This window comes from Oceanobacter antarcticus, assembly GCF_044962685.1.
Lineage (GTDB): Bacteria > Pseudomonadota > Gammaproteobacteria > Pseudomonadales > Oceanobacteraceae > Oceanobacter > Oceanobacter antarcticus.
In genome coordinates this window covers 20,671-43,706 of sequence record NZ_JBBKTX010000032.1, presented here as the reverse complement: position 1 = coordinate 43,706, position 23,036 = coordinate 20,671, and the positions used below count along the sequence as shown (strand labels likewise).

At 53.7% G+C, this 23,036-nt stretch carries 17 protein-coding genes and 1 tRNA gene; 6 read left to right on the top strand and 12 right to left on the bottom strand.

Going from position 1 to position 23,036, the window contains the following annotated elements; translation table 11 throughout:
- Window positions 1-148 precede the first annotated feature (148 nt).
- The 5 genes from WG929_RS19145 to WG929_RS19125 form a co-directional block, all read right to left on the bottom strand.
- Complete coding sequence (locus tag WG929_RS19145; RefSeq protein ID WP_369856359.1) at window positions 149-1,996, bottom strand: ATP-binding response regulator; 1,848 nt, start codon at window positions 1,994-1,996, stop codon at window positions 149-151.
- A gap of 217 nt (window positions 1,997-2,213) precedes the next feature.
- Complete coding sequence (locus WG929_RS19140) at window positions 2,214-4,202, bottom strand: ribosomal protein L7/L12 (RefSeq protein WP_416207358.1); 1,989 nt, start codon at window positions 4,200-4,202, stop codon at window positions 2,214-2,216.
- Between the two features lie 113 nt (window positions 4,203-4,315).
- Window positions 4,316-8,524: a beta strand repeat-containing protein gene (locus tag WG929_RS19135; protein ID WP_416207357.1), complete on the bottom strand. Its 4,209-nt coding sequence runs from the start codon at window positions 8,522-8,524 to the stop codon at window positions 4,316-4,318.
- A 305-nt stretch (window positions 8,525-8,829) separates the two neighbouring features.
- Window positions 8,830-9,039: a hypothetical protein gene (locus tag WG929_RS19130; RefSeq protein ID WP_369856362.1), complete on the bottom strand. Its 210-nt coding sequence runs from the start codon at window positions 9,037-9,039 to the stop codon at window positions 8,830-8,832.
- A gap of 106 nt (window positions 9,040-9,145) precedes the next feature.
- A protein-coding gene (locus WG929_RS19125) for an IS5 family transposase (RefSeq protein ID WP_416207356.1) occupies window positions 9,146-9,896 on the bottom strand; the annotation gives its coding sequence in 2 pieces (ribosomal slippage) (window positions 9,146-9,565 and window positions 9,567-9,896; 750 coding nt in all).
- Between the two features lie 50 nt (window positions 9,897-9,946).
- On the opposite strand from WG929_RS19125, the gene WG929_RS19120 reads away from it, so the two are divergent.
- Window positions 9,947-10,333 carry a hypothetical protein gene (locus WG929_RS19120; RefSeq protein WP_416207355.1) on the top strand — a complete coding sequence of 129 codons (387 nt, stop codon included), beginning with the start codon at window positions 9,947-9,949 and terminating at the stop codon, window positions 10,331-10,333.
- A gap of 595 nt (window positions 10,334-10,928) precedes the next feature.
- Here the strand turns inward: WG929_RS19120 and WG929_RS19115 are convergent.
- The 6 genes from WG929_RS19115 to WG929_RS19090 form a co-directional block, all read right to left on the bottom strand.
- Window positions 10,929-11,004: transfer RNA gene (locus WG929_RS19115), tRNA-Phe, on the bottom strand.
- Between the two features lie 105 nt (window positions 11,005-11,109).
- Entirely contained in the window at window positions 11,110-11,388 is a 279-nt protein-coding gene (locus tag WG929_RS19110) for an oxidative damage protection protein (RefSeq protein ID WP_416207354.1), read from the bottom strand.
- Between the two features lie 27 nt (window positions 11,389-11,415).
- Complete coding sequence (gene mutY, locus WG929_RS19105; protein ID WP_416207353.1) at window positions 11,416-12,471, bottom strand: A/G-specific adenine glycosylase; 1,056 nt, start codon at window positions 12,469-12,471, stop codon at window positions 11,416-11,418.
- A 12-nt stretch (window positions 12,472-12,483) separates the two neighbouring features.
- Window positions 12,484-14,874, bottom strand: coding sequence for a bifunctional diguanylate cyclase/phosphodiesterase (locus tag WG929_RS19100; protein WP_416207352.1), 2,391 nt, complete (start codon window positions 14,872-14,874; stop codon window positions 12,484-12,486).
- A gap of 166 nt (window positions 14,875-15,040) precedes the next feature.
- Window positions 15,041-15,682, bottom strand: a complete 642-nt coding sequence (locus WG929_RS19095; protein WP_416207351.1) for an MlaC/ttg2D family ABC transporter substrate-binding protein — start codon at window positions 15,680-15,682, stop codon at window positions 15,041-15,043.
- Window positions 15,683-15,869: 187 nt separating this feature from the next.
- Window positions 15,870-16,268: an acetyl-CoA sensor PanZ family protein gene (locus WG929_RS19090; protein WP_416207350.1), complete on the bottom strand. Its 399-nt coding sequence runs from the start codon at window positions 16,266-16,268 to the stop codon at window positions 15,870-15,872.
- Window positions 16,269-16,401: 133 nt separating this feature from the next.
- Here WG929_RS19090 and hisB point away from each other — a divergent pair, with 133 nt between their 5' ends.
- The 5 genes from hisB (at window position 16,402) to WG929_RS19065 (ending at window position 21,571) form a co-directional block, all read left to right on the top strand.
- Window positions 16,402-16,992 carry an imidazoleglycerol-phosphate dehydratase HisB gene (gene hisB, locus WG929_RS19085; RefSeq protein ID WP_416207349.1) on the top strand — a complete coding sequence of 197 codons (591 nt, stop codon included), beginning with the start codon at window positions 16,402-16,404 and terminating at the stop codon, window positions 16,990-16,992.
- Between the two features lie 26 nt (window positions 16,993-17,018).
- Window positions 17,019-17,663 carry an imidazole glycerol phosphate synthase subunit HisH gene (hisH, locus tag WG929_RS19080; RefSeq protein WP_416207348.1) on the top strand — a complete coding sequence of 215 codons (645 nt, stop codon included), beginning with the start codon at window positions 17,019-17,021 and terminating at the stop codon, window positions 17,661-17,663.
- Window positions 17,664-17,698: 35 nt separating this feature from the next.
- Complete coding sequence (hisA, locus tag WG929_RS19075) at window positions 17,699-18,439, top strand: 1-(5-phosphoribosyl)-5-[(5-phosphoribosylamino)methylideneamino]imidazole-4-carboxamide isomerase (RefSeq protein WP_416207347.1); 741 nt, start codon at window positions 17,699-17,701, stop codon at window positions 18,437-18,439.
- Window positions 18,440-18,463: 24 nt separating this feature from the next.
- Window positions 18,464-19,231 (top strand): imidazole glycerol phosphate synthase subunit HisF, encoded by a 768-nt coding sequence (gene hisF, locus WG929_RS19070; protein WP_369856371.1) that lies wholly within the window; start codon window positions 18,464-18,466, stop codon window positions 19,229-19,231.
- 93 nt (window positions 19,232-19,324) lie between these two features.
- Window positions 19,325-21,571, top strand: coding sequence for a TonB-dependent receptor plug domain-containing protein (locus tag WG929_RS19065; RefSeq protein ID WP_416207346.1), 2,247 nt, complete (start codon window positions 19,325-19,327; stop codon window positions 21,569-21,571).
- A gap of 65 nt (window positions 21,572-21,636) precedes the next feature.
- Here WG929_RS19065 and serA read toward each other — a convergent pair whose 3' ends face one another.
- Window positions 21,637-22,866 (bottom strand): phosphoglycerate dehydrogenase, encoded by a 1,230-nt coding sequence (serA, locus tag WG929_RS19060; RefSeq protein ID WP_416207345.1) that lies wholly within the window; start codon window positions 22,864-22,866, stop codon window positions 21,637-21,639.
- Window positions 22,867-23,036 lie beyond the last annotated feature (170 nt).

Sequence of the window (23,036 nt, the reverse complement as noted above, 5' to 3'; positions counted from 1 at the left end):
ATCGTCAGTGATGTCGAGCACTTTGACTGGTCGTCCCATGGTTTGCCTCTGCCTGAAAATGCACTCCTCAAAGTAGACTATAACCACTCATATAAATTCTATTTATTTTTGTTAAGGGACATTAGGCTACGTCTATCTCAGCCGTTATTCAAATGGCGGTTTCGGTGTGTGTTGCCGCAGGAGTGTGCTCGGGTTGCAGCAACAGCGCCTTTAACTCCTCGCCTTGCACCGGTTTGTGAAGCATCGGTAATCCCAGGGATTGCAGCTGTTGCATTCGTTGGGGCAGGGTATTGCCGGTCATGATGACGATGCGAGGGATGCTCTCTAGTATGCGATTAACAACCTGAATAACGTCTTCTGCCTGGCCGTCATCCCCCAGCATGTCGTCGGTCAGGACAACTTCCGGCACACAAGCTGGTTGCGCTAGCTGTTGTTTCAGGCTGCTCAGCCCCTGGGCCACCCAAACATCGCAATCCCAGCTCACCAGCAGCATCGACAGGGCTTCGACAATGTCTTCGTGGTCGTCAACCACCAGTACTTTCAGACCGGCCAGTCTGGCTTCTGCTGCCGGCGTGTACGGAGCCTGCGGCAGGGTGGGCGCTTTACACTGCGGCAGGGTAATGTGAAAACAGCTGCCGTGGCCTGGTTCGGATTCCAGCATCAGTGGCAGTTGTTGCAGTTGGCACAGGCGACGGACGATCGCCAACCCCAGTCCGAGTCCTTTGGTATGTTGGCGACCTGGGTTATGCAACTGCACAAATTCTTCGAAAATGGCCTGTTGGTGCGACTTGGGAATACCAATACCTGTGTCATCAACGCTGATTTGCAGATGGGTTGAGTGATTTTTTATGCTGATGCACACGGCACCTGTGGTGGTGTACTGGATGGCATTAGCCAGCAGGTTCTTGAATATTTGCAGAGTCATGGCCCGGTCACACCAAACGTAAATATCGGGTGGCTGGTCGATCTCTAGGAGTAGCCCTTTGCGCTCAGCCAGCGGACTGAAAACGACCCGTAGTTCGCCCAGCAGTTCTACCAGATCTATGGCAGCAGGTTGGCAGGTTGCGACTCCGGCATCCAGACGCGACACATCCAGCAGGTGATTCAGCAGTTCGTTGGTGGCTTTCAGGCTTGCGCCCAGACGTTCGAACATGGGGTGTTGGGCATTGGCTACGGCGCTGTCGGGGATGGCGCTCCAATACAGTGACGCGGCTTGTAGCGGCTGGCGAATATCGTGGCTGGCAGCGGCCAGAAAACGAGTTTTTGCCTGATTGGCGAGTTCAATCTCGCGCTTGGAGTGTTGCAACTCAAGGCGTGTGGCGAGGGCATGGATCTGGGTTTTGAACATGGCGTAGCTGAACCCAACCAGCGACAGCCACACCGCCGGGGCCATGGCTTTATGCAGCCAGACATCCTCCAGATCCATGCTCCAAAGATGCCAGCCAAAGGCTGTTAGTACCGGGGTGAGAAAGGCCACATAGATATCCGGGTACAGGCCCATGCTTATTGATGGCATGGTGGAGGTAATGGTAACGAGCAACAGGATGGAGAAGATTTGCACGATCGAGGCATCTCCCAAAAACAGCAGTGGCAAGGTGGCCCACTGGAAGCCCCACAGTAACGACAGGTAAAGATTAGCCAGGTGCCAGCGCAGGATGGCGCGGCGTTGTTTGGGGATTGAGGGATCGGGCCTATGGCCTTTCTGGTGGTTGTGGTAGCGGCCCAGGATCAACCACGAATTCAGCCCCACAAACAGGTTCATGCCGAACCAGATTGCCAGGGTTGCTGTGCTGGCGGAGTTCACGAATAACAGGCCAACAATCACCGCTGCAACCAGGGTAGCGGCCATGCGGGGACCGACTTCCTGCATAAACAGGTGGTGGCGCTCCCACTGCATTTCGTCTGCTAAAGGGTATTCACCAAAACCCAGATTGGTGAGCTTATCCAGGATGCCTGACTGGGTTTGACGGGGTGTCGTGGGGCTGGAAATCTGCATTGGCGTGACATCGTCCTTGTGCTGCGGGTGAACGTTGAGTCGCCAGCAGGCGTCCCGGACGGCGCTGGTCGACCATGATAAAAAGCCCGGCCATCGCGTTATGGCCGGGATGTAAGAGAGGCGGGTTGACCTGCTCCTGCTCGATGCAGGAGTAATCTGATGTGCCGATGCCCGGTACTCCGGTTCAGCTACTTCGATTCAGGTACTCCGCCCACAGTTATTTTACCTCGACTTCGGCACCGGCTCCTTCCAGTTCGGCCTTGATTTGTTCGGCTTCTTCCTTCGAGACTAGCTGTTGAATGAAGGTATGATTATCCGGCCTGGCAACAGCCGCTTTTACGCGGATGTCAGTCAGCAATGGCGGTGTGAATTCCAGCATCTGGCCTTCATTGCTGCTATCGTGGCACCAGAGGCTGGCCGTTGAAGTGGTGTAACCGCCATTGTGGGCCAGTACACCGGTACAGCGGTCGTAGTCATCCGCTGCCAGCAAAGCCGGTTCGGTCAGGGCTGAGCCATTCATGGCCGTGAGGTCGAAGGCAACCAGACCGCTGTCCTCGTTGACCAGATAGAGCGCGTCCGAGCCGTTGATGTCTTGGGTGACCACCATGTTGCTAACGTCCCAGTTTTCTTCCATGCCAGTGAATGGGTTGCTGGTGGAATGAAACACATTTTCCCAGCCATCGGTGGTGGTGTAACGCTCAATACGGTTCTGACGGTACACACTGTAGCCGTCGAGCACGGTGGCAACGTAGATTTCGTTGTCGCTTGTCGCCGCGACGTTAAGCATCAGGTCACCCGTGCCCGAATAGGTATGCAGTACGTTGAAGTCGAAATCAGTCATATTGCCAGCTTCTTTGCCTGAGCCAAAGGCGCTGATGGCTGAGTCCAGCGTGATGCTAATGGTTACCAGGGCATAAAGGTCGGCAAGGTCGTTGCCAAACGGCGGCGCGGGTGTAAGAGCAGCAAAGCGCATCACACCGGCCATGGTGTAGGTCGCTTCGGTAGAGTCGCTGGTGGTTAGCAAGGTGGCTTCGGTCAGGCCTTCACAGCCCACCAAGCTGTATTCCACGTCGTTGCTGTCGACATAGATGTAGTTATCGTCGAGGCTGATCACAGTGTTCGGGTCGGATGACATATGCAGGTCGATGGTGCCCTGGGTCAGGCCGGAGAACCATGGAGTTTCACTGCGATCAACAAAGGCTTCGCCGGACATACAGGTGGCAACCAGTGTGTCGTTCAGGAAGGCGTCCTTGAAACTGGCAATCTTCGAGGCTTTGTTGGCGTTGTAGTAGTTGACGCTTTTAACATTGGCCAGGGTTTTATCATCGGCGTCGATGGTGGTGTTCAGCAGTTCGGCACTGCCGTTACCCACGCGCTTGAGGAGGGTGACTTCGGCGATGCCAGCACCGCCGTAGGCGACGGACATATCCAGAAAAGCGTCGCTGCCGACATTGTAGGTGTCATCATAGATGCCGTCGAAGACGACTGCCGCTGTTTCGGTCGTTACTACAAACGTGGTGCTGTAGTCGCCCAGGCTAATGTTTTTGGTGACGGTGGTGTCGTAGTCGCTGCTGGCGGTGAGGTTGAAGTATACGGTGTCGCCTTCTTCCACCATCACGCCGCTGCTGTGCAATGCTCCGTTAACGACCGCGAGGCCATTGTCAAAAGTCAGTGCTAATCGGCCTTCAAAGCCGCTCAGAGTCACCGTGGTGCTGGAATATTCTGCGCCTGGTGTGGCATCGGTGATTGGTGTCAGACCGAAGGCATACGGGCTGGCATCGGCAGCCCGGGTGGTGGTGGTAAATTCGGCAGAGACATCACCAACGGTCAGTGTGCTGGTGATGTTGGTGCTAAAGTCAGCCGAGCTGGTTTGGGTAATCTGGATTTCGTCACCGGCTTCTACCTGGGTGGAGACACCAAGGTCGGCGCCGTTCAGCATGATATAGCCATTGGTGACGGTTGCGGTCAGAGTGCCGTCAAAGCCGGACAGGGTAATTGGATCGCTGTTGGTGATGGTTTGCAGTTCAACGTCGCTGCGGTTGCTGAAGCTGAAGCTGTCCGGGCTGGTGTCTGCTCCGGTTTCAGTACCGGTTTTAGTACCGCTATCTTGTTGGTCGTTATCGCTGGATGATGAGCTGCCACCACAGGCGGTGAGTGCCAGCGAGGAAGCCGCGACGATGGCGATAAACAGTTTATTGAGATCCATGAATATATCCTTATGAATATCTTGGTTATCAAATTGGCCGTGCGCTTGGGTTGCGACGGCCAGTATCGGTGAAGCCAGCAGTGAGCCAGGACTCGCTGCTGGAGTGGGGATGATTACTGGTCGTCGAAGTTGATGATGTGGCTTGGGTCGCCATCTCGGTCGTGACAGTAGAGGGTGATCTTGCTGTCGTTCGGGATACCGGTAACGCCATCAATACAGGTGGAGCCGGCTGACAACACGCTGTAGTTGGACAGGTTGCGATTGTCTGCATCAACCCTGATCACACCACGATTACCGGACACCAGATAGATTTGCGGATCGCCTGGCTTATTCCAGACGAATATGTCATCGACTGTCCAGATCGTATTCCAGTTATTGAATGGCTCGACGTCACTGCCAATCAACTGATGAGTTGAACCGGTATCACCCTTATAGAGGTACAGTGCACTGGTGCCCCACATGACTTCGTTAGGCTGGGATACAGCGTAGACAACGTTGTTGCTGTCGATGGCGGACATCGCCAGAACGGTACGGTTATTGGAGGTATCGATCTCTGTGAACAGCACCTTGTTGGTGATGCTCACCTTGTTGCTCAGGGAGCCGCTGGTGCTGGTGTCGAAGCTGACATAGGCTGTGGCAACCTGGTAGAGGTTGGTGTTAGAGCCATCGGTTCCGGTACCACCTACGAACGCTTTGAAGCTAACACTGCCAGACGCTCGGGTCACATCGGTAATGGCCACATCCTGGCAGCTATTCAAACGCCAGTAGGTGGTGCCGTCGTTGATATTCAGAGAAACATCCACAACATCCGTGACCTGTGAAGACGGCGCCAGGCTCAAGCGCGCTGGTGAAATGGCTTGATTGCAGTACACCAGCAGATCTTCCGTCTCGCTGATTTTCACTGCCGTAATGTCAGCAGTGAGTGATACTCCGCTATAGGAAGTGACATTAGCCTGATCAATGGTGCCAGAGTTAGAGGTCATCTGAGCTTTCATCAGACTGGTTGTGTTACCAGTACCGCTACCCATGCTGCTGGATTTCAGCGTATAGATCGGGAAGTCGTCGGTAATGTCGGCTTGTTCGTAACCTTGTGGAATTGCCAAACCCGCTACGTCGTCGACACCAATACTCCAGGTGCTGTCGATTACAGGGATCTTGAAGAAATCAACGTCGTAGGTGCGGGTACTGAAGCTGGCAGTGTCGATACCGGCACCCATAGCACCACCGATGATCAGCGTGGTTTCGACGGTTTCACGGTCACTGCTGCCCGAGGTATGACGGACCTTGATCGTCTCAGAGGACGTCACGGTATGGCTGTAGTTGCCAATATCGGTTTCCGAAGTGGCAGTACCCTGATGCCATACGCCGCTGTAACCGATGCTGTACTCACCGTTGTAGACGTTGATCGGGGTGCCTTGTACCGCAGAATCGACGTCGTAGCGGACTTCAATCAGGACGTTTTGTGGTACTCGATCCTTGGCATTCTGCCACTGCTCGTAGCTGGTGCTGACATACCCCGGATCGACGATCTGGCCATCAATATAATGGCTGAATGGACTACCCAGAGCCGGAGTTGGCGCTGCTTGCGTGGTGACCGAGAAGGCGAATGGGGTGCCATTGACTGTCAGAGTGACATCGGTGGTTGCGCCATAGCTATTGCTGGTAGTCGCACGCAACTTGACTTGCGTACCGGCAGGAACAGAGGCACTGCCATTGCCCCAGTTATTGGAACCGTCCAGTTCGTAATGACCATTACTGATGTTGATGTTGGCATCACCATCAAAGCCGGTCAGGGTCACGGCATTACTGTAGATGTACCAGTTTCTGCTGGCGTTCTGCACAGGGTTAAAGACCACTGCATCCGGTGTGGTGTCTGCCACACGGGTGGTTGAGGTGAAGTCGGCTGTCAGGTTGCCCAGTGTGACGGTGCTGGTCACATCGGTTTCCAGCTCCGATGAGCTGACGTGTGATACCTGAATCTGATCTCCCGCTTCCACCTGGGTTGAAGTCCCTGATGGTGCGCCATTCACGAGCAGGAAGCCGGTGTCGACGCTCATGGTCAGCTCACCTTCAAAATTGGACAGGGTCACGGGGTCACTGTTGATGCTGGTGGAAGGTTCGACATCCGTTTGGTCGGTAAAGCTGAAGCTGTTTGGTATGGTATCCGCTGTGCGGGTAGTCGAGGTGAAGTCGGCGGTGACTGAGCCCAGTGTCACTGTGCTGGTTACCTGAGTACTAAAGTCGGACGAGCTGGTGTGTACCACCTGAATCTGGTCACCGTCCACCACTTGTGTTGAGGATCCGGCGACACTGCCGTTGACCAGAAACGAGCCGTTAGTCACTGTCAGTGGCAGTTGCTCCTCAAAACCTGTGATGGTCACGATGTTGCTATTGATTCTGGTGGCAGGTTCGACGTCAGTTTGAGCACTAAAGCTGAAGCTGTCTGGTGTGGTATCGGCGGCACGAGTGGTCGAGGTAAAGGTTGCGTTCACTGAACCGAGCGTGACAGTGCTGGTGGCTGAGGCATCAAAATCGGCTGAGCTGGTGTGGGATACAGCGACCTGATCGCCAGCTTCTACCTGCGCCGAGGTGCCAGCTGCCGTGCCGTTAACGATCAGGGTACCGTTGCTAACAGACATGGTCATCGCAGCTTCAAAACCCGCCAGGGTGATTGCGCTGCTTTGAATGACACCGGATGGTTCAACGTTGGCTTGAGCGGCGAAGGTAAAGCTGTCTGGCGTGGTATCCGCTGCACGAGTAGTGGTAGTGAATGTGAATGCTTCACCATTGATGGTGACCGTGGTCACTTTGGTTTCTTCAAAGCCTTCTGGCTGTTCCTGGTACAAGCGCAGGGTATCGCCAGCTGAAATGGTACCAGAGGTCATCCAGGCACCACCGTTGACCTGGAATTGGCCATTGCTGATGGTAACCGTCGCGTCACCATCGAAGCCGCCGACAGTCACCTGATTACTGAAAGTGCCTTCGCCCAGCGCCAGATCGCTCTGGCTGGTGAAGGAGATACTGTTCGGCGTATTGTCTGCCGCACGAGTGGTGCTGGTGAAGTCAGTGGTGACTGAACCCAGCGTCACGGTGCTGGTAACGGATGTGGAAAAGTTGGAGGAGCTGGTTTGTACGATCTGGATCTGGTCTCCGGCGGAAACCGTAGCAGAAGTACCGGACGCTGAATTGTTCACCAACAGCGAGCCGTTAGTGACGGACAGTGGCAGCGTGCCTTCAAAGCCTGTCAGCGCCACCAGAGTACTGGTCACGCCGGTAGATAGCTCAACGTCGGTTTGAGCTGTGAAGCTGATGTTATCCGGAGTGACGTCAGCCGCACGGGTGGTCGAGGTGAAATCGGCCGTGACGCTGCCCAGCGTGACGGTGCTGGTGACGGCGCTGCCGAAGTCGGAGGAGCTGGTGTGGAACACCTGAATTTCATCACCGGCGGAGACCTGTGCCGGGCTGGCGGTTGCGGTGCCATTCAGAATCAGACTGCCGTTGCTGACGCTCAGGGCCAGCTCGCTATCAAAACCGGACAGGGTGACAGTGTTACTTTCTGCACGGGTTAAGGGTTCTGCGTTGGCCAAGGCGGTAAAGCTGAAGCTGTCTGGCGTGGTGTCGGTTTCTCCATCGGTATTGTCATCGTCGAGTTCAGCGGTTTCGTCAAAGCTGTAGTCGGCTTCGTCGACATCCACGTCAAAGCTGCCGCCATCCATATCAAAGACGATTTTGACATCGTCCAGCACGGCGTCGAAGCCAGTCTGGTCGGCACTGAATGCGGCGTTGAACAGGTCGTAAGTGTTCGGGTCGATGCCTTGCTCTTCAAACTGCTCGGCAAAATTGGCCAGAATCACTTCTTCGGCGTCGGCCAGAGCGGCTGCATCGAAGCTTTCTGCTTCATCATCCCAGGCAGCACGCAGCGCTTCGAGGCTTTGCTGGTCGTTCGCCAGGAATAGCGCTAGGGTGGTCAGCGGGGTCACGTTGACAGTGATGTCGGCAGCTTCAGCAAACGAATACTGGATCGCCAGGCTGCTGTTGTCTGGATGGGCTTCGAGCATAAATGGTGGCGTCATGCCATCCACGTTGACGTTAAATGTACCGTCGTCATCGATAACCACGTTGGTGGAGCGCCCTTCAGCATCGTAAACGAACAGGGTGCCGTCGATGGCCAGGCCGGTGGCTGCGGTACCAGAGAGATAGATAGAATCGCTGCCAGTGTCGGTGTCCTGCTGGTTGTTGCTTGACGACGAGCTGCCACCACAGGCAGTCAGTGTCAGTGAGGATGCTGCCATCATGGCCAGCATCAGTTTGCTGATTTCCATTGAGTCCTTCCTTCGGAGAGTCAACAGGTGCCCGATTGGCCAGACAAGCCTGTGTAATTGAAGTTGTCATGAAGCATCAGAAGGGTAATCTTTGACAGATCGGTCAGCTTCACCCATATGGGTGATTTTATTGGTCAATAAGTCCGCGAAGTCGCTGCAAGGGGTATGTTGGATGGATTGTCGTGCAATAATGGAGTCAGGTCTGGCTATGAAATCAGTTCTTGCAACCATACCCGGCACAGACAGTCATTAATCGCTGGGTCAGCAGCATCGCAGTCCGATGCTGGACAGAGACTTGTCGACGGTCATTGTTGAGACAAACGGTGTTTTTTGGCCAAACCGGTTTTCTGAGTGATCTCTCGAAGCAGCAGTAAACCGGCGTTGGAGGTGATGTCGCCGCCGTTGAAGCTGGCTGCAAACTGGTGTCGATCGAGAAAGAAAAACGGAATGGCGTCCTGGTAGTATTCTGTCACGGCGGTAAGCTCTTTGGTGATTGCTTCGACAACAGGAACCATAAGGGATACCGCCGTTCTTGTATAAATATGCGGGTTAGTCCCCTGCGGTGCTCTCATAATGCTGTTAGTGGCTCGTTGTCTACTGTCCCTTAGGGAGCGTTCTCAATTATGCCAGCCAAATTATGGATGACACCAAACAGAGCATCGAGAAGTAATTTCTGGCCAGGCGCTCGTAACGAGTAGCAATGCGGCGATAGCGCTTGAGTTTCAAAAAACATCGTCCAACCAGATTGCGCTCTCTGTAAAGCCCCTTATCGTAATCGCGTTGTTCCTTGCGGTGATGGCGAGGAGGAATCACAGCCCGGCTGCCCTGACTTTCAATCCGTTGAATAAAGGCATCTGAATCGTAGCCCTTGTCAGCCAGGACATAATCCGCAGAAAACCCAGCAATCAAGCACTCTGATTGCCCATATTCAGATGCCTGACCATCGGTGAGAAGCAGTCGCACTGGATTACCAAGACTGTCAACGGCCAGGTGGATTTTGGTGCTTAATCCACCTCGTGATTTTCCCTGGGCTTCCTGATCACGATCGTTTTTTTGAGGCACCGTGTTGATGACTCCGGACAATGCTGCCGTCCACCATCAAATATTCCAGATCCGGTTGATCACTCAGCGCTTCAAAGACCGCTTTCCAAACCCCTTTGTGTGACCAGCGATTGTAACAAACATACACCCGGTGCCAGTGACCAAACTCCGGTGGCAAATCCCGCCAGGGAGACCCGGTTCGGGTAATCCAGAGGACGGCTTCGACAAATTGGCGATTATTCTTTGCGGTGACACCGCAATCCGTGGTTTTTCCAGGAAGCAGATGCTCGATGCGCTCCCATTGGCTATCCCGAAGTACGTTTCTATTCATCTTGGGCAAATCGCGAAAACGCCGAGAAAGTTAATTGAGAACATTCTCTAGTGCCTAACGAGCCGTATGCTTCCATCATTCGGGAAGGCTTTGAAGGTCTGGCCTCCGGGCGCTTTCAAACGCTGTCGGAAGCGATGTATTTCTTCGAGCAATTCCCAGAATATCCATGCGGCAGTGATGGGTGTGTGAAAGTTCAGCGCGTCAAGGACACTCGGAACCGGCCTATTGACGCTGGTTACATTGAGCACGAACGCTGGGGGATTTCACTTCGCAAAGGGCAGCATAAACCCTTGGTGAGTTTGGAAACTTTCAAGAAAGCGCGGGACAGATTAGCCGGGCGAGCTTACGTGCCCGCTAAGAAGAACATCAGCGAAGATTTTCCGCTGCGTGGTTTTGTAACCTGTGCCGATTGTGGCAGCCCAATGACTTCAAGTTGATGTAAGGGAAGGAGTGCTAAGTATCCGTATTACTTCTGTCGCAAGAAAGGCTGTGAGAGCTACGGAAAATCCGTCAAGCGTGATGTGGTCGAAAACGAGTTCGCAGAGCTTCTGAAGGCGATCACACCGGCTAAGTCTGCACTGGATGCTGCCGCAAAAATGTTCGATGACATTTGGAAAGGCAGAAGCCAGCACCGCCGAAATTACGCCCAAAAGCTCAAAAACACCCTGAAGGAGTTAGATAGAACCATGGATTCTGTAGTGGATATTATGGTGAACACATCATCGCCCAGGGCGCGTCAGGGCTACGAAAACAAGCTGGAATCACTGGAGCAAGAGAAGCTGGTTTTAGAGGAGAAAATCCGCCATTTTATGGCCGAACAGGCTGATCAGACACAATCTGTTAGAACCGCCCTCGAATTCCTAGAAAACCCTCATAAACTCTGGGCTACAGGAGAATTAGCTAATCAAAGAGCTGTTTTAAAGCTGGTATTTGCAGAGCCACTGGCATGGAAACGAAATGAGGGAGTTAGAACCGCAAAAACCACCTTACCTTTCAAGTACTTAGGTGATTTTTCATGTCTAAAAAATGGAGTGGTGCCCGGAGGCGGAATCGAACCACCGACACGGGGATTTTCAATCCCCTGCTCTACCGACTGAGCTATCCGGGCAACGTCAACTAACACCTGAACGGTACGGCTTGATGTAACGTGCTGTTCGTTGAGTGGCGCGTATTAAACCGCTCTCATGTTTTTCTGTCAACTGTATTCTGGCGATTATTTTTCAGAACTTTCAGGCACATAGCCGTCTGCCTGGTCGAAGTCGGCGCCGGAGAGGAATTTCCCGCGCTGTTCGGTCAGGTATTTGCGTGCTGCCTTGTCCATCATGTTGAGGTGTTTTTCGTTAATCAATCGGGTTTGGTGGGTGGTCCATTCTTCCCAGGCTTTGGCTGATACGTTGTTGAGGATGTCTTCTCCGGCAGGGCCAGGGAAGGGGGCGGTCGCCAACGCTGGCAGTGTTTGCTGGTATTTGCGGCAGAGTACGGTGCGGCTCATGTGGCGTTCCTGGTATTGGGCGGTGGTTCAGAGGCTGGATTGCAGCAGTTTTTTTACCGGTGCGGCCAGGCCCAGTGCGCTTGGGTTGCGGGGATTGTACCAATGCTGTTCGGCTTCGCCTATTTGTGCCGTTGATCTGGTCAGGCTGATTGCTACCGGGTGGATGTGCAGGTGGTAGTGGCTGAAGGTGTGGCGGAAGCTGTTGAGTTCTTGTGTGTGTTCTGCCGTGTCGCCGAAATGGGTGCTTAGCCATTGTTCGGCTTGTGCCATGGAGGGTGCTTCCGGAAAGCTCCATAAACCACCCCATATACCGGTTTGAGGGCGTGGTTGTAACAGGTATTCGCCTTGTGGGTTGCGCAGCATCAGCATCCAGGTGTGTTTTTCCGGTTTGTCTTTTTTGGGTTTGCTGTTGGGGTATTGGGTAGGTTTGCTGCTGGCGTGACCTAGGCATTCCGGTTGCAGCGGGCAAATGCCGCAAGCCGGTTTACTGCGAGTGCAGAGGGTGGCACCCATATCCATCATCGCTTGGGTGTATTCGCGGTGTCGATGTTGTGGCGTCAGGCGTTCAGCAATGTCCCAGAGCCGGTTTTGTACTGTGGTGGTGCCGGGCCAGCCTTCAACGGCGTAAAAACGGGTGAGGACCCGTTTGACGTTGCCATCAAGGATGGCGGCTCGTATGTCCATGCTGATGGAGACGATGGCTCCGGCAGTGGAGCGGCCAATGCCGGGTAATTCGGACAGTTGTTCGACAGATTGGGGGAATTCGCCGTTATAGCGTTCGACGATCTGTCTGGCGCAGGCGTGCAGGTTGCGACCTCGGGCGTAGTAGCCGAGCCCGGTCCAGAGGTGCAGGACATCGTCTTGTTCGGCTGTTGCCAGCGCTTGTACGTTGGGGAAGCGTTCCATGAAACGCTCGTAATAGGGAATAACGGTAGCTACTTGGGTCTGTTGTAGCATGATTTCAGACACCCACACGCGGTAGGGGGTGATGTCTTGTTGCCACGGCAGGTGTTTGCGCCCGTGCAAGTCGTACCAGTGGAGAATGGTGTCAGCGAAGGCGGTGGTGGTCAGGGCAGATGTCATCAGCGGGAATCATTATTTCAAGGTAGCGGTTTGTGCCTCGCGGAGAAATAACTGCAGTTGTTGCAGGGTTAGCGGTCGGCTGAAAAGATAGCCCTGACCTTCATCGCAGAGGTTATTTCGCAGGAAGTTTACCTGATCTTCGGATTCAACACCTTCAGCAACGACGATGATTCCAAGTTTGTGGGCCATGGCGATGACGGCTGCGGTAATGGCCATGTCATTGGTGTCATCGGGGATATCGAGGACGAAGGATCGGTCGACCTTGAGTACTTCGATCGGTAAGCGCTTGAGGTAGGCGAGTGATGAGTAGCCGGTACCGAAGTCGTCAATGGCAAAGCGGACGCCGATCGCTTGCAGGCTGGCCATGGTGGCAATGGCACTTTCGACGTCGAGCATCAAGGTGCTTTCGGTGATTTCCAGCTCCAGGTTGGAGGGTGACAGCCCGGATTCTTGCAGCACTTGGCTGATAACGGTTTCAAGGTCGGGAGCGGCAAATTGTCGTGCCGACAAGTTGACGGCAATACGGGCGTTTTCTGGCAGCGCCCCCGACTGTAGTAGCGCTCGCATTTCGGTGCAGCTGCGCTCCAGTACCCAACGGCCAATGGCGAGAATCTGTCCGGTTTCTTCGGCTACGGGGATAAATCGGTCTGGCGAGACGAAGCCTTTTTCCGGGTGGTGCCAACGGATCAGCGCCTCTACGCCGGTGGTGTGGTAATCCCGCAGGCTGATTTTGGGCTGATAGGCCAGTGTGAACTGGTTTGCTGTCAGCGCATCGTTAATTTCCTGTTCCCAGCTCAGGTGTTCAAGAATCGAGCGGTTCATGTCTTCCGAGAAGAATTGGACGTTGTTGCGGCCGAGTTCTTTGGCGCGATACATGGCCAAGTCGGCGTTTTTCATCAGTGTGTTGGGATCGCTGGAATCCTGTGGGGTCAGGGTGATGCCGATGCTGACAGAGGTGGTGATGTCTTGGCCCTTGATTCGGATTGGACGACTCAGTGCTTCGAGCAGTTTTTCGGCGACGGTCAGTACATCGGATGTATGGTTGACATCGGTCAGCAGGATGGTGAATTCATCGCCACCAATGCGGGAGACGGTATCTCTATCACGCACGCAGTTGCTGAGCCGTCTGGCGACTTCTTGTAGCAGTAAGTCACCTGCATCGTGGCCCATGGAGTCGTTGATACGTTTGAACTGATCCATGTCGAGAAACATCAGTGCCAGGGTGGAGCGGGTTCGTTGGGCAGACTTGATGGATTTGGCCAGCCGGTTTTTAAACAGTCGTCGGTTGGCGAGGCCGGTGAGGGCATCGTAGAAGGCCAGATTTTCCATTTGCAGCTGGGCCGATTTCAGCTCGGATATGTCAGATATGGCTCCGAGGTAGCCAATGACTTCACCATCCCGGTCATTCAGGGAGCTGGCCATCAGGTGAATCCATGTCTGGGTGCTGTCGCGATGAAGCAAGCGCAGATCCATGGCAATGCTTTCCTGGTAAGTCGTTAACCGTTGCCAGGCGTCACGCAGGCTGTCGAGGTCGGCCGGAGCGATGCAGCCAAACCAGCGCTCGAGTTCTGGCAGGTCGCCATGCATCTGGTGAATTTCTCGCCAACGTTGGTTGACGTATTGCAGCGTTTGTTGGGTGTCTACCTGAAAAATACCCACTGGTGAAAAAGTGGCCAGTTTACGGAAGCGGGCTTCATTTTCTTTTAAGGCGGCATGCTCGCTTTCGATGGTGTGTAGTAGTGAGTTGAACAGGTCGACCAGCGCACCCAGTTCGTCGTCGGTTTCCCGTGTTGCGCGGATGGAATAGTCCTTGTCTTGTGCGATACGCTTGAGTGTTGCGTAAAGGTCGTGTAGTGGACGTAAGATCAATTCTTTCAGTCGTGAAGAGGCGAAGAATCCGAGCAGTAAGGCGAGGGCGGAAATGACGATTGAAAAGGCACCAAATTGCTGCAGCCGCTTGTTGAGTGAGTCGTTGGTTGCCTGAATTGTCAGGGTTCCAATGACGTTTTTGTTGTACTGAATGGGGAAGACCCATTGCCTGGGGTCGTTGCTGTCTGGATGTCCTTCAAGCGGGCAGCTTTCTGCTGAGGATGGGCCATCGCGCAGGTAGCTGATGAGCAGATGGTTGCTGATATCGTAGATGCAGCCACTCAGAATGTCGCCGTGGGCGCTGAGTGAGCGAATGGTTTCTTGCAAATCATCGATGTGGCCTGCTTTGATTTCATGCGCACTATGCCGCGCCATCATGCTGCCGAGTGTGGTCAGCTGACGTTCGCTATCCTGGCGAGTCAGGTAGTATTCCAGCCAGGTGAATGCAATGCTTGAAAATATCAATGTGAGGGTTGTCGTCAGCAAGGCGACGATCACCAGCTTGCGCTTCAGGCTTTGTACCTGCAGTTGCATGTATTTCTCAGCTCGCTTAGGGCGGTTACGTGATGTTGTCCGCATAAGATAACATCATAGTATGTACCATAACCCGGATTATTGCCGGATCGGATACGCTTGCCTGAACTCGGAAACAGGGAGCTGTGGAGGGCGGGGAGCTGTGCTGGTGCAGCCCCCTGTGGGGCTATTCTGCAGTCGAATTCTGCAGGGCAACCTGATCGGCTTCCTTCTGTAACTGCGTCAGCAGTTCGTTCATGCGAGTAGTGGCATTGCCAGGGTTGGTGCCTTGCAGGCGTTCGGCCATTTGATCACGGTAGGTTTTGACCATGCTCAGACCGGAGACGACGGCATCGTACACCCGCCATTGGGCGTCGGCTTTTTCCCGGTAGAGTTTGAAGTCGATAGGGATGGTGTTGCCGTTGGTCTGAGTGAGGTGGCCTTGAACAAATGCCTTGTCACCTTCCGGATTGATGCGTGCTTCTTCAAATTCCAGCTTTTCACCACTGAATGCCTTGAAGGCACCACTGTAGGTGCGAATCTGCAACTCTCGGAAACGGTCAATAAATTCTTGTTGCTGGTCGGGGTTGGCCAGTCGCCAGTATTTGCCCAGTGCGCCTTTGGCGATTTTTTCCTGATCAATGGCAGGAACGATGTACGACATTACGAGTTCGCGTACTACGCTATCGGTGCGTTGTTCTGCTGGGGTCTGGTTCAGTTTATCAATCAGTCCGTTGGTTGCTCGAGTGACCACTTCCGATGGTGTTGGAGCGGCCCAGGCAGCGAGGCTGAAAAGCAACGTGGAAATGGTGGTCAGGAGTCGAAGCATGAGTGAGTCGTCCATTGGTGTGTGGGTTGGCTAACAGGCAACAGATCAGGTTCTGATTACTTGTGCAGTATGTCGTGCCAGGTGTCACTTGTGTAGCGTCCATTGCTTGAAAAGATTGTTGCCTCTGGCGGGTGAACGTATCTTCTGTGGTGGGCCGTTGGCTCGTCGTCATCAATTTAAGGGCTCTCTACGGCTGCCATATCCAGGCCGATTCGGTACGTTTGAAACCCCGTTTTTCCAGCGCGGGTAGCAATGTTTCAGGGACTGTATTGATACGGATGGTGATGTCCAGATCACTGGCCCAGTGTTGCAGCAAGTGTATTGTCTGATGCATCACCCCCCGGCGCTGCGTGATACTTCTCACTGCGGCGTTTGATAACGTAACGGTCTGGTGATTCCGGGAGCCGAGTATAACGCCGATGATGCGGTCGTTAAATCGCGCTGCGATAAGCCAACCCTGTTGTTCAAAATGGTGTTGTAACGCGGACGATAGTAATTGCTCGTCGGTCGTATCGGCCTGAATCTTGGCGATATCAGCCCAGTCGGCAGGGGTGGGCTGGTTGATATGTTCGAGTTTGACGGGCACTTGAGGCTCCCTTGGGACTGATATTGAGCGGCAACGTTGCTGTATTTGGACGCTGGTCGAGGTTTCATGGAGGTTTTCCACCGCGCCCTTTATAATGGTTTCCTTTTTCTTTGGCGATAGTTTGGAGTATTCCATGGCCCGCACGGCAACGGTCGAACGTAATACCCTGGAGACCCGGATCCGGGTGTCTGTCAATCTCGACGGTACTGGCAAAAGCCAGTTTGATACCGGTGTGCCGTTTCTGGAGCATATGATGGATCAGATTGCCCGCCATGGCCTGATTGATCTGGATATTTTTTGTAAAGGTGACCTCCACATCGATGATCATCATACGGTGGAAGATATCGGCATCACTCTGGGTCAGGCCTTTGCTGAAGCCATTGGCGACAAGAAAGGCATCGTCCGTTATGGCCATAGTTATGTGCCGCTGGATGAAGCGCTGTCGCGGGTGGTGATCGATTTCTCCGGTCGTCCGGGCCTGAGTTTCAATTGTGATTTTACCCGCGCTTCCATTGGCAAGCTGGATACCCAGTTGTTCTGGGAGTTTTTCCAGGGCTTTGTTAATCATGCCAAGGTCAGTTTGCACATCGATAATATCAAGGGTTTTAACGCCCACCACCAAGCCGAGACGATTTTCAAGGCGTTTGGTCGGGCGCTGCGGATGGCGGTTGAAATGGATCCTCGTATGGCGGGCGTTATGCCATCCACTAAAGGCACTCTGTAATATTCTCCTGTAAGGAAATGGTTTAAGTGACTAGTAAATTGTGTGCGGTGATCGATTACGGCATGGGCAATCTGCATTCCGCTCATGGTGCATTGCAGGCAGTCGCGCAGGATACCCGAGTGCTGGTGACCAGTGATCCGGAGGTGATTCGTTCGGCTGATCATGTGGTGCTGCCGGGGGTGGGTGCTATTCGCGATTGTATGGCTGAGATTCGTCGTCAGGGCATTGATCAGGTCGTGGAAGAAGCCCGTAGAACCAAACCGCTGTTGGGTATCTGTGTTGGCTTGCAGGCGATGATGGATCGTTCGGAAGAAAACGGCGGGGTGGATTGTCTGGGGTTGTTTCCGGGCCAAGTACGCTTTTTTGGTAATGATTTGGTCGAGAACGGCGAAAAGCTGAAAGTGCCGCATATGGGCTGGAATCAGGTAAAGCAGGTTGCACATCCGCTCTGGCGTGGCATTGCGGATAACAGCCGCTTTTATTTTGTTCATTCTTATTATGTGCAGGCGCAGCGTCCGGAGCAGGTGAAGGGCCATGGCCACTACGGCGTTGATTTCGCTGCTGCGATGGCTGAAAACAATGTGTTTGCGGTGCAATTTCACCCGGAAAAAAGCCATAACGCCGGTCTGGCCTTGTTAAAGAATTTTCTCGACTGGAATGGCCAGGCCTGACGGACTGGTTTCCTCACTGAATTAAGGTTTTCCTCATGCTCGTAATACCTGCAATTGATTTGAAAGATGGCGAATGTGTTCGTCTGCGTCAGGGTCGTATGGACGATTCTACGGTGTTTGGTGATAACCCGGTGGAGATGGCTCGACGCTGGGTGAATGCCGGCTGCCGTCGCTTGCACCTGGTCGACCTGAACGGTGCGTTTGCCGGTGTCCCGGTGAATGGTGGTGCGGTGACGGCTATTGCGAAAGAGTTTCCGGGCCTGCCAATTCAGATAGGTGGTGGTATTCGTACGCTGGAGACGATCGAAGCCTACGTTAAAGCGGGCGTGAGTTACGTGATTATCGGCACCAAGGCGGTGAAAGAACCTGCGTTTGTGAAAGAAGCCTGCGCGGCTTTCCCAGGCAAGGTCATTGTGGGTCTGGATGCCCAGAACGGCTTTGTGGCGACCGATGGTTGGGCCGAAGTATCGGAAGTCAAAGCGGTGGACTTGGCTAAACAGTTTAAGCACGACGGTGTGTCTGCCATTGTTTATACCGATATTGCCCGTGACGGCATGATGCAGGGCGTAAACCTGGAAGCGACTGTTGAGCTGGCTGTGGAAGGGGGTATTCCTGTTATTGCCTCTGGCGGTGTGACCAATATCGAGGACATTCGCCACCTGTCGATGGTGGCAAACAAGGGTATTTTGGGTGCGATTACCGGCCGGGCTATCTATGAAGGCACGCTCGATGTTGCCGAAGCTCAAGCGCTGGCTGACAAGCTGGCCGCTCGCTAAGCGGCCTAATTCAGGAGAGTTCCCATGGCATTGGCCAAACGTATTATTCCTTGTCTGGATGTCGACAAGGGCCGCGTTGTAAAAGGCGTGAACTTCGTTGGTATTCGGGATGCAGGCGATCCGGTTGAGATCGCCAAGCGTTATAATGATCAGGGCGCGGATGAAATTACCTTTCTGGATATCACGGCCAGTCATGAAGGCCGTGAAACTACGGTGCATATGGTGGAGGCGATTGCCGAGCAGGTGTTTATTCCGCTCACCGTGGGCGGGGGTATTCGCGAGCTGGATGATATTCGCCGGATGCTGAATGCCGGTGCCGATAAGGTCTCGATCAATTCAGCGGCGGTGTATAACCCGGAATTTGTGCGTCAAGCCTCGCAGAAATTTGGCGCTCAATGCATTGTTGTGGCAATTGATGCCAAGCAGGTGGGTGATAACCATTGGGAAATATTTACCCATGGTGGTCGCAAGCCAACGGGTATTAATGCCGTCGAGTGGGCTGTTAAAATGGCCGAGTACGGTGCGGGTGAAATCCTGCTGACCAGCATGGATCGGGACGGCGTAAAATCCGGTTTTGATCTCGGGGTTACCCGCGCCATCTCGGATGCAGTGAATATCCCGGTGATCGCTTCTGGTGGTGTGGGCAACCTCGATCATCTGGTGGAGGGGGTTAAACAGGGCAAGGCCGATGCGGTCTTGGCAGCCAGTATTTTTCATTTTGGTGAGTATACGGTGCAGCAGGCCAAGCAGCATATGGCAGCGGCAGGGATTGAAATGCGTCTAATTGATTGATCTTTGGTCAATCACGGTCGTTTTTTGATGCTTATATAGGCATAATTCCAACAGTCTTTTTTGAACTCTGCAACAATGCCGATGGATTGATCTATGCCTCGTGTTGGACGACGTACTGGTGTGTTTGCCAGCATTCTAGGATATCTGGCAGTCGGTGCGATGTATTGTCAGGCAGATGCACTGGATAGCTTTGAGCCAGAGTTACCGGTGGTGTTGAGTCCGGTGCGTCTGCCGCAGCCCTTGTCTGAAGTACCGGCCAGTGTGACGCTGATTACGGCTGAGCAAATTCGTCTTTGGGGTATCCAGCGCCTGGTCGACGTCTTCCAGTATGTTCCCGGTATGTTTGTGGCGCAGGAGCTGGATTCCAACCAGTCTGGTGTGGTGTATCACTCGGGCGATCTCTCCTTGTCGCGTCGCCTGGAAGTGCTGGTGGATGGGCGTTCAGTCTATCGTGCCACCTTCGCCAGTGTGGATTGGGATCAGTTGAATATCGCGCTTGAGGACATCAAACGCATCGAAATCACCCGAGGCCCCAGCGCCTCTTCGTACGGTATGAATGCGTTTCAGGGGGTAATCAATATAATTACCCGACATCCTGCCGACAGTCGCTCGCTCAACCTCTCTGCTTCGCTTGGGTCTGAATCCCGCCGTCGGGCCTATTTGTCTACGGCCTATGATATGGGTGGTTCCCGTCAGCGATTAAGTTTTTTTGGCTACAGCGAAGGAGCCAGCGGCGGTAATCACTACGAAGCTTGGGACAAGCCGGATTATGATCGGGTTGAAGGACTGAACTGGAGCGGTGCCAGTGACGTATCGGCTAATACTGAATTGCGTTGGCAAGCGGGCCGGCAACGGCTGCAGCGTAATATTCTGGCCGATGAAAACTTTCATGAGGCGTCGCCAGAGCATGAATCGATGACGGATTTTATGTCAGCGACGCTCAGCAGTCTTGAAAATAGCCGACACGAGTGGAAACTCAAGGCTTATTGGCAGTCGGAAAACCAGGAAAAGTCCTATCGGGCATGTACGACAACCCTTGCCTTCGATCCTAATCTCAGCAGCCTCTTCGGGTTGGATGCTGAACTGGCGAAAGCAATTGCCTACGGTGTATTGCCGCTACTGGACGAGCAAACCTCGACTGCTGAGAAAGACAGCATCGAGCAGTTCTATCAGGCGTTGGCGTATGGCCTGGTTGATGCTTCGTCGCTGCAGAGTTATCTGGCGAGCCAAGGTGTGGATACAGATGTTTCGGCAGAAGAGTATGCGTTGGCGCAACAGGTGGTCGCGGCAGCTGCTGGGGTAAACAGTCTGGATCAGGCAACTTGTGGTCGAGGCGATTACGATATTTATGAGCAGCGGCTGGAAGTTGAACTTGAAGATACGGTCTGGTGGAGCAGTCAGTTACGCTCAGTTCAGGGCTTGATGTATCGCCGGGATGAGGTCAACTCCCAGGCGTTTTTTAATCGGGTTCTGACTCAGAGCAGCCTGATGGCCTTTTCCAGCATTGAATATCGGCTACGACCGGACTGGTTGACCTTCTTTTCGATAACTGCAGAGTATCAGCCTGATAATGAGGTTAATTTTTCCCCCCGGTTGGCGGTGACGCATCTCTTGACCCCGAATCAAAGCTTGCGTTTCCAGTATTCCCGTACCCATCGTTCACCAGATCTGGCAGAGCAGCATCTTGATGCGACTGCGGCGGTGACGCAGTTGTCTGGCAATTACCTCGGGCTTGAGAGCGGAGAGTTGTTTCTTTCCGTTAACGCCGATGCCTGGAACAGCAATCTGAGTGGTGAAGTAATTCATGCCTGGGAGCTGGGTTACTACGGTGCTTTTCTTGATCCTCGACTCTCCGCAGATATCAAACTGTTTCACGAGCGTATGTACCAGCTGATTGAAGGGCAGGTTAATTTGCTGGATGGGTATCTTGATGATTCCAACAACATGAAGTTGATGGGTCTGGAATGGCAGCTGGACTGGCGACTGGCTCAGCAGCAACGGCTATGGCTGGTCGGCTTGCTGCAGCATCGGGAGTTGAACGAGGGGAGTAGTGAAGGTGTTTTAGGTGCAGAGCGTAGCCTTCGGGCCGCATGGACCTATGCCCCAGGTATGTCGGAGTGGATGCTGGGTGTGGTTCTTGATGAAGGGAATGGTCATATTGGTTCCCGTTTTGCCAGCCAGCAATTTTATCGTCAACGCAAGTGGCAGAGCCGGTTTGCTCATGACTTTGGCCGTACCGGAGTAGCGCTATCTGTTCAGTATGATGCTGATGGTGGTCAGCTTTACTTTGAAAGAACTCCGCGCTGGTTGTCGTGGGTCAGTGCTCACTACCGATTGTAGCGGGTTTGTGGCCAAGGTGAGACGACCGGCCCTCCCGTGAGGAGGGGGGCCGTCGCACTTGTCGCTTAGTACAGCACGCGGGCGCGAATAGTACCTTCGACTTCCTTGATTTTTTCCAGCCCCAGCTCACTGGCTGACGCAGCAACATCGATCACGACGTAGCCGATGTCTTCAACGGTTTGCAGGTATTGGCCGCAGATGTTGATGTCGTTTTTCGCGAAAATACTGTTGATGGCATTCATCACGCCAGGAACGTTTTGATGGATGTGCAAAATGCGGTGTACATTGGCGTTCGACGGCAAAGCGACTTCTGGGAAGTTAACGGATGCTGTGGTTGTGCCTCTGTCGCTGTAGGTCGCCAGTTTTTCGCCCACTTCTTTGCCAATGTTTTCCTGTGCTTCCATAGTGGATCCGCCCACGTGTGGGGTCAGGATGACGTTGTCGAATTCGCGCAGCGGGCTGACAAACTCTTCGTTGTTAGAGCGTGGCTCGGTTGGGAATACGTCAATGGCAGCACCCAGCAATTTTTTATTGCGAATGCTCTCTGCCAAAGCGTCGATATCAACCACAGTGCCGCGAGATGCGTTCAGCAGGATTGACCCTTGCTTCATCTGGGCGAACTGTTCTGGTCCCATCATCCATTTTGTAGACGCGGTTTCTGGCACGTGCAAAGAGACGACATCCGACATGTCTAGCAGCTCTGGCAGTGAGCCTACCTGGGTGGCGTTGCCGATAGGCAACTTGGTAACGATGTCGTAGAAATAGACCTTCATGCCCATGCTTTCAGCCATCACTGACAGCTGAGTCCCAATGCTGCCGTAGCCAACGATGCCGAGTTTTTTGCCGCGTATTTCGTAGGAGTTGGTCGCCGACTTATTCCAGCCGCCACGGTGACACTGGGCACTCTTTTCCGGCACGCCGCGCATCAGCATGATGATTTCGGCGATCGACAGTTCAGCGACAGAACGGGTATTGGAGTATGGTGCGTTGAAGACCGCAACGCCGCGTTTGGTCGCGGCTTTCAGGTCGATCTGGTTGGTACCAATGCAGAAGCAACCTACCGCAATCAGTTTTTCGGCAGCGGCGAAGACAGCTTCTGTCAGTTGGGTGCGCGAACGAATACCGATGAAATGAACGTCTTTGATGCGCTCTTTCAGATCATCTTCGGAAATCGATGTTTTCAGGTATTCGATATTGGTATAGCCAGCAGCGTGGAGTGTATCCAGAGCTGACTGATGCACGCCTTCCAACAAGAGGAATTTGATCTTGCTTTTGTCGAGGGAAGTCTGGGCCATTGGGGTACCTTCTCGTGAGGTGCTGGTTCAGGTTGGGGCCTGATGCCATGCTGTTGGTGTGCGGTCGGTCTGTTCGGGGCAAAAGCTCTCCGAAAAACAGGGCGCACATGTTAGCATGTCCGACTTTCAATGTGATCCTCCGTCAACACCTTCAATCCGACGATTCTTCA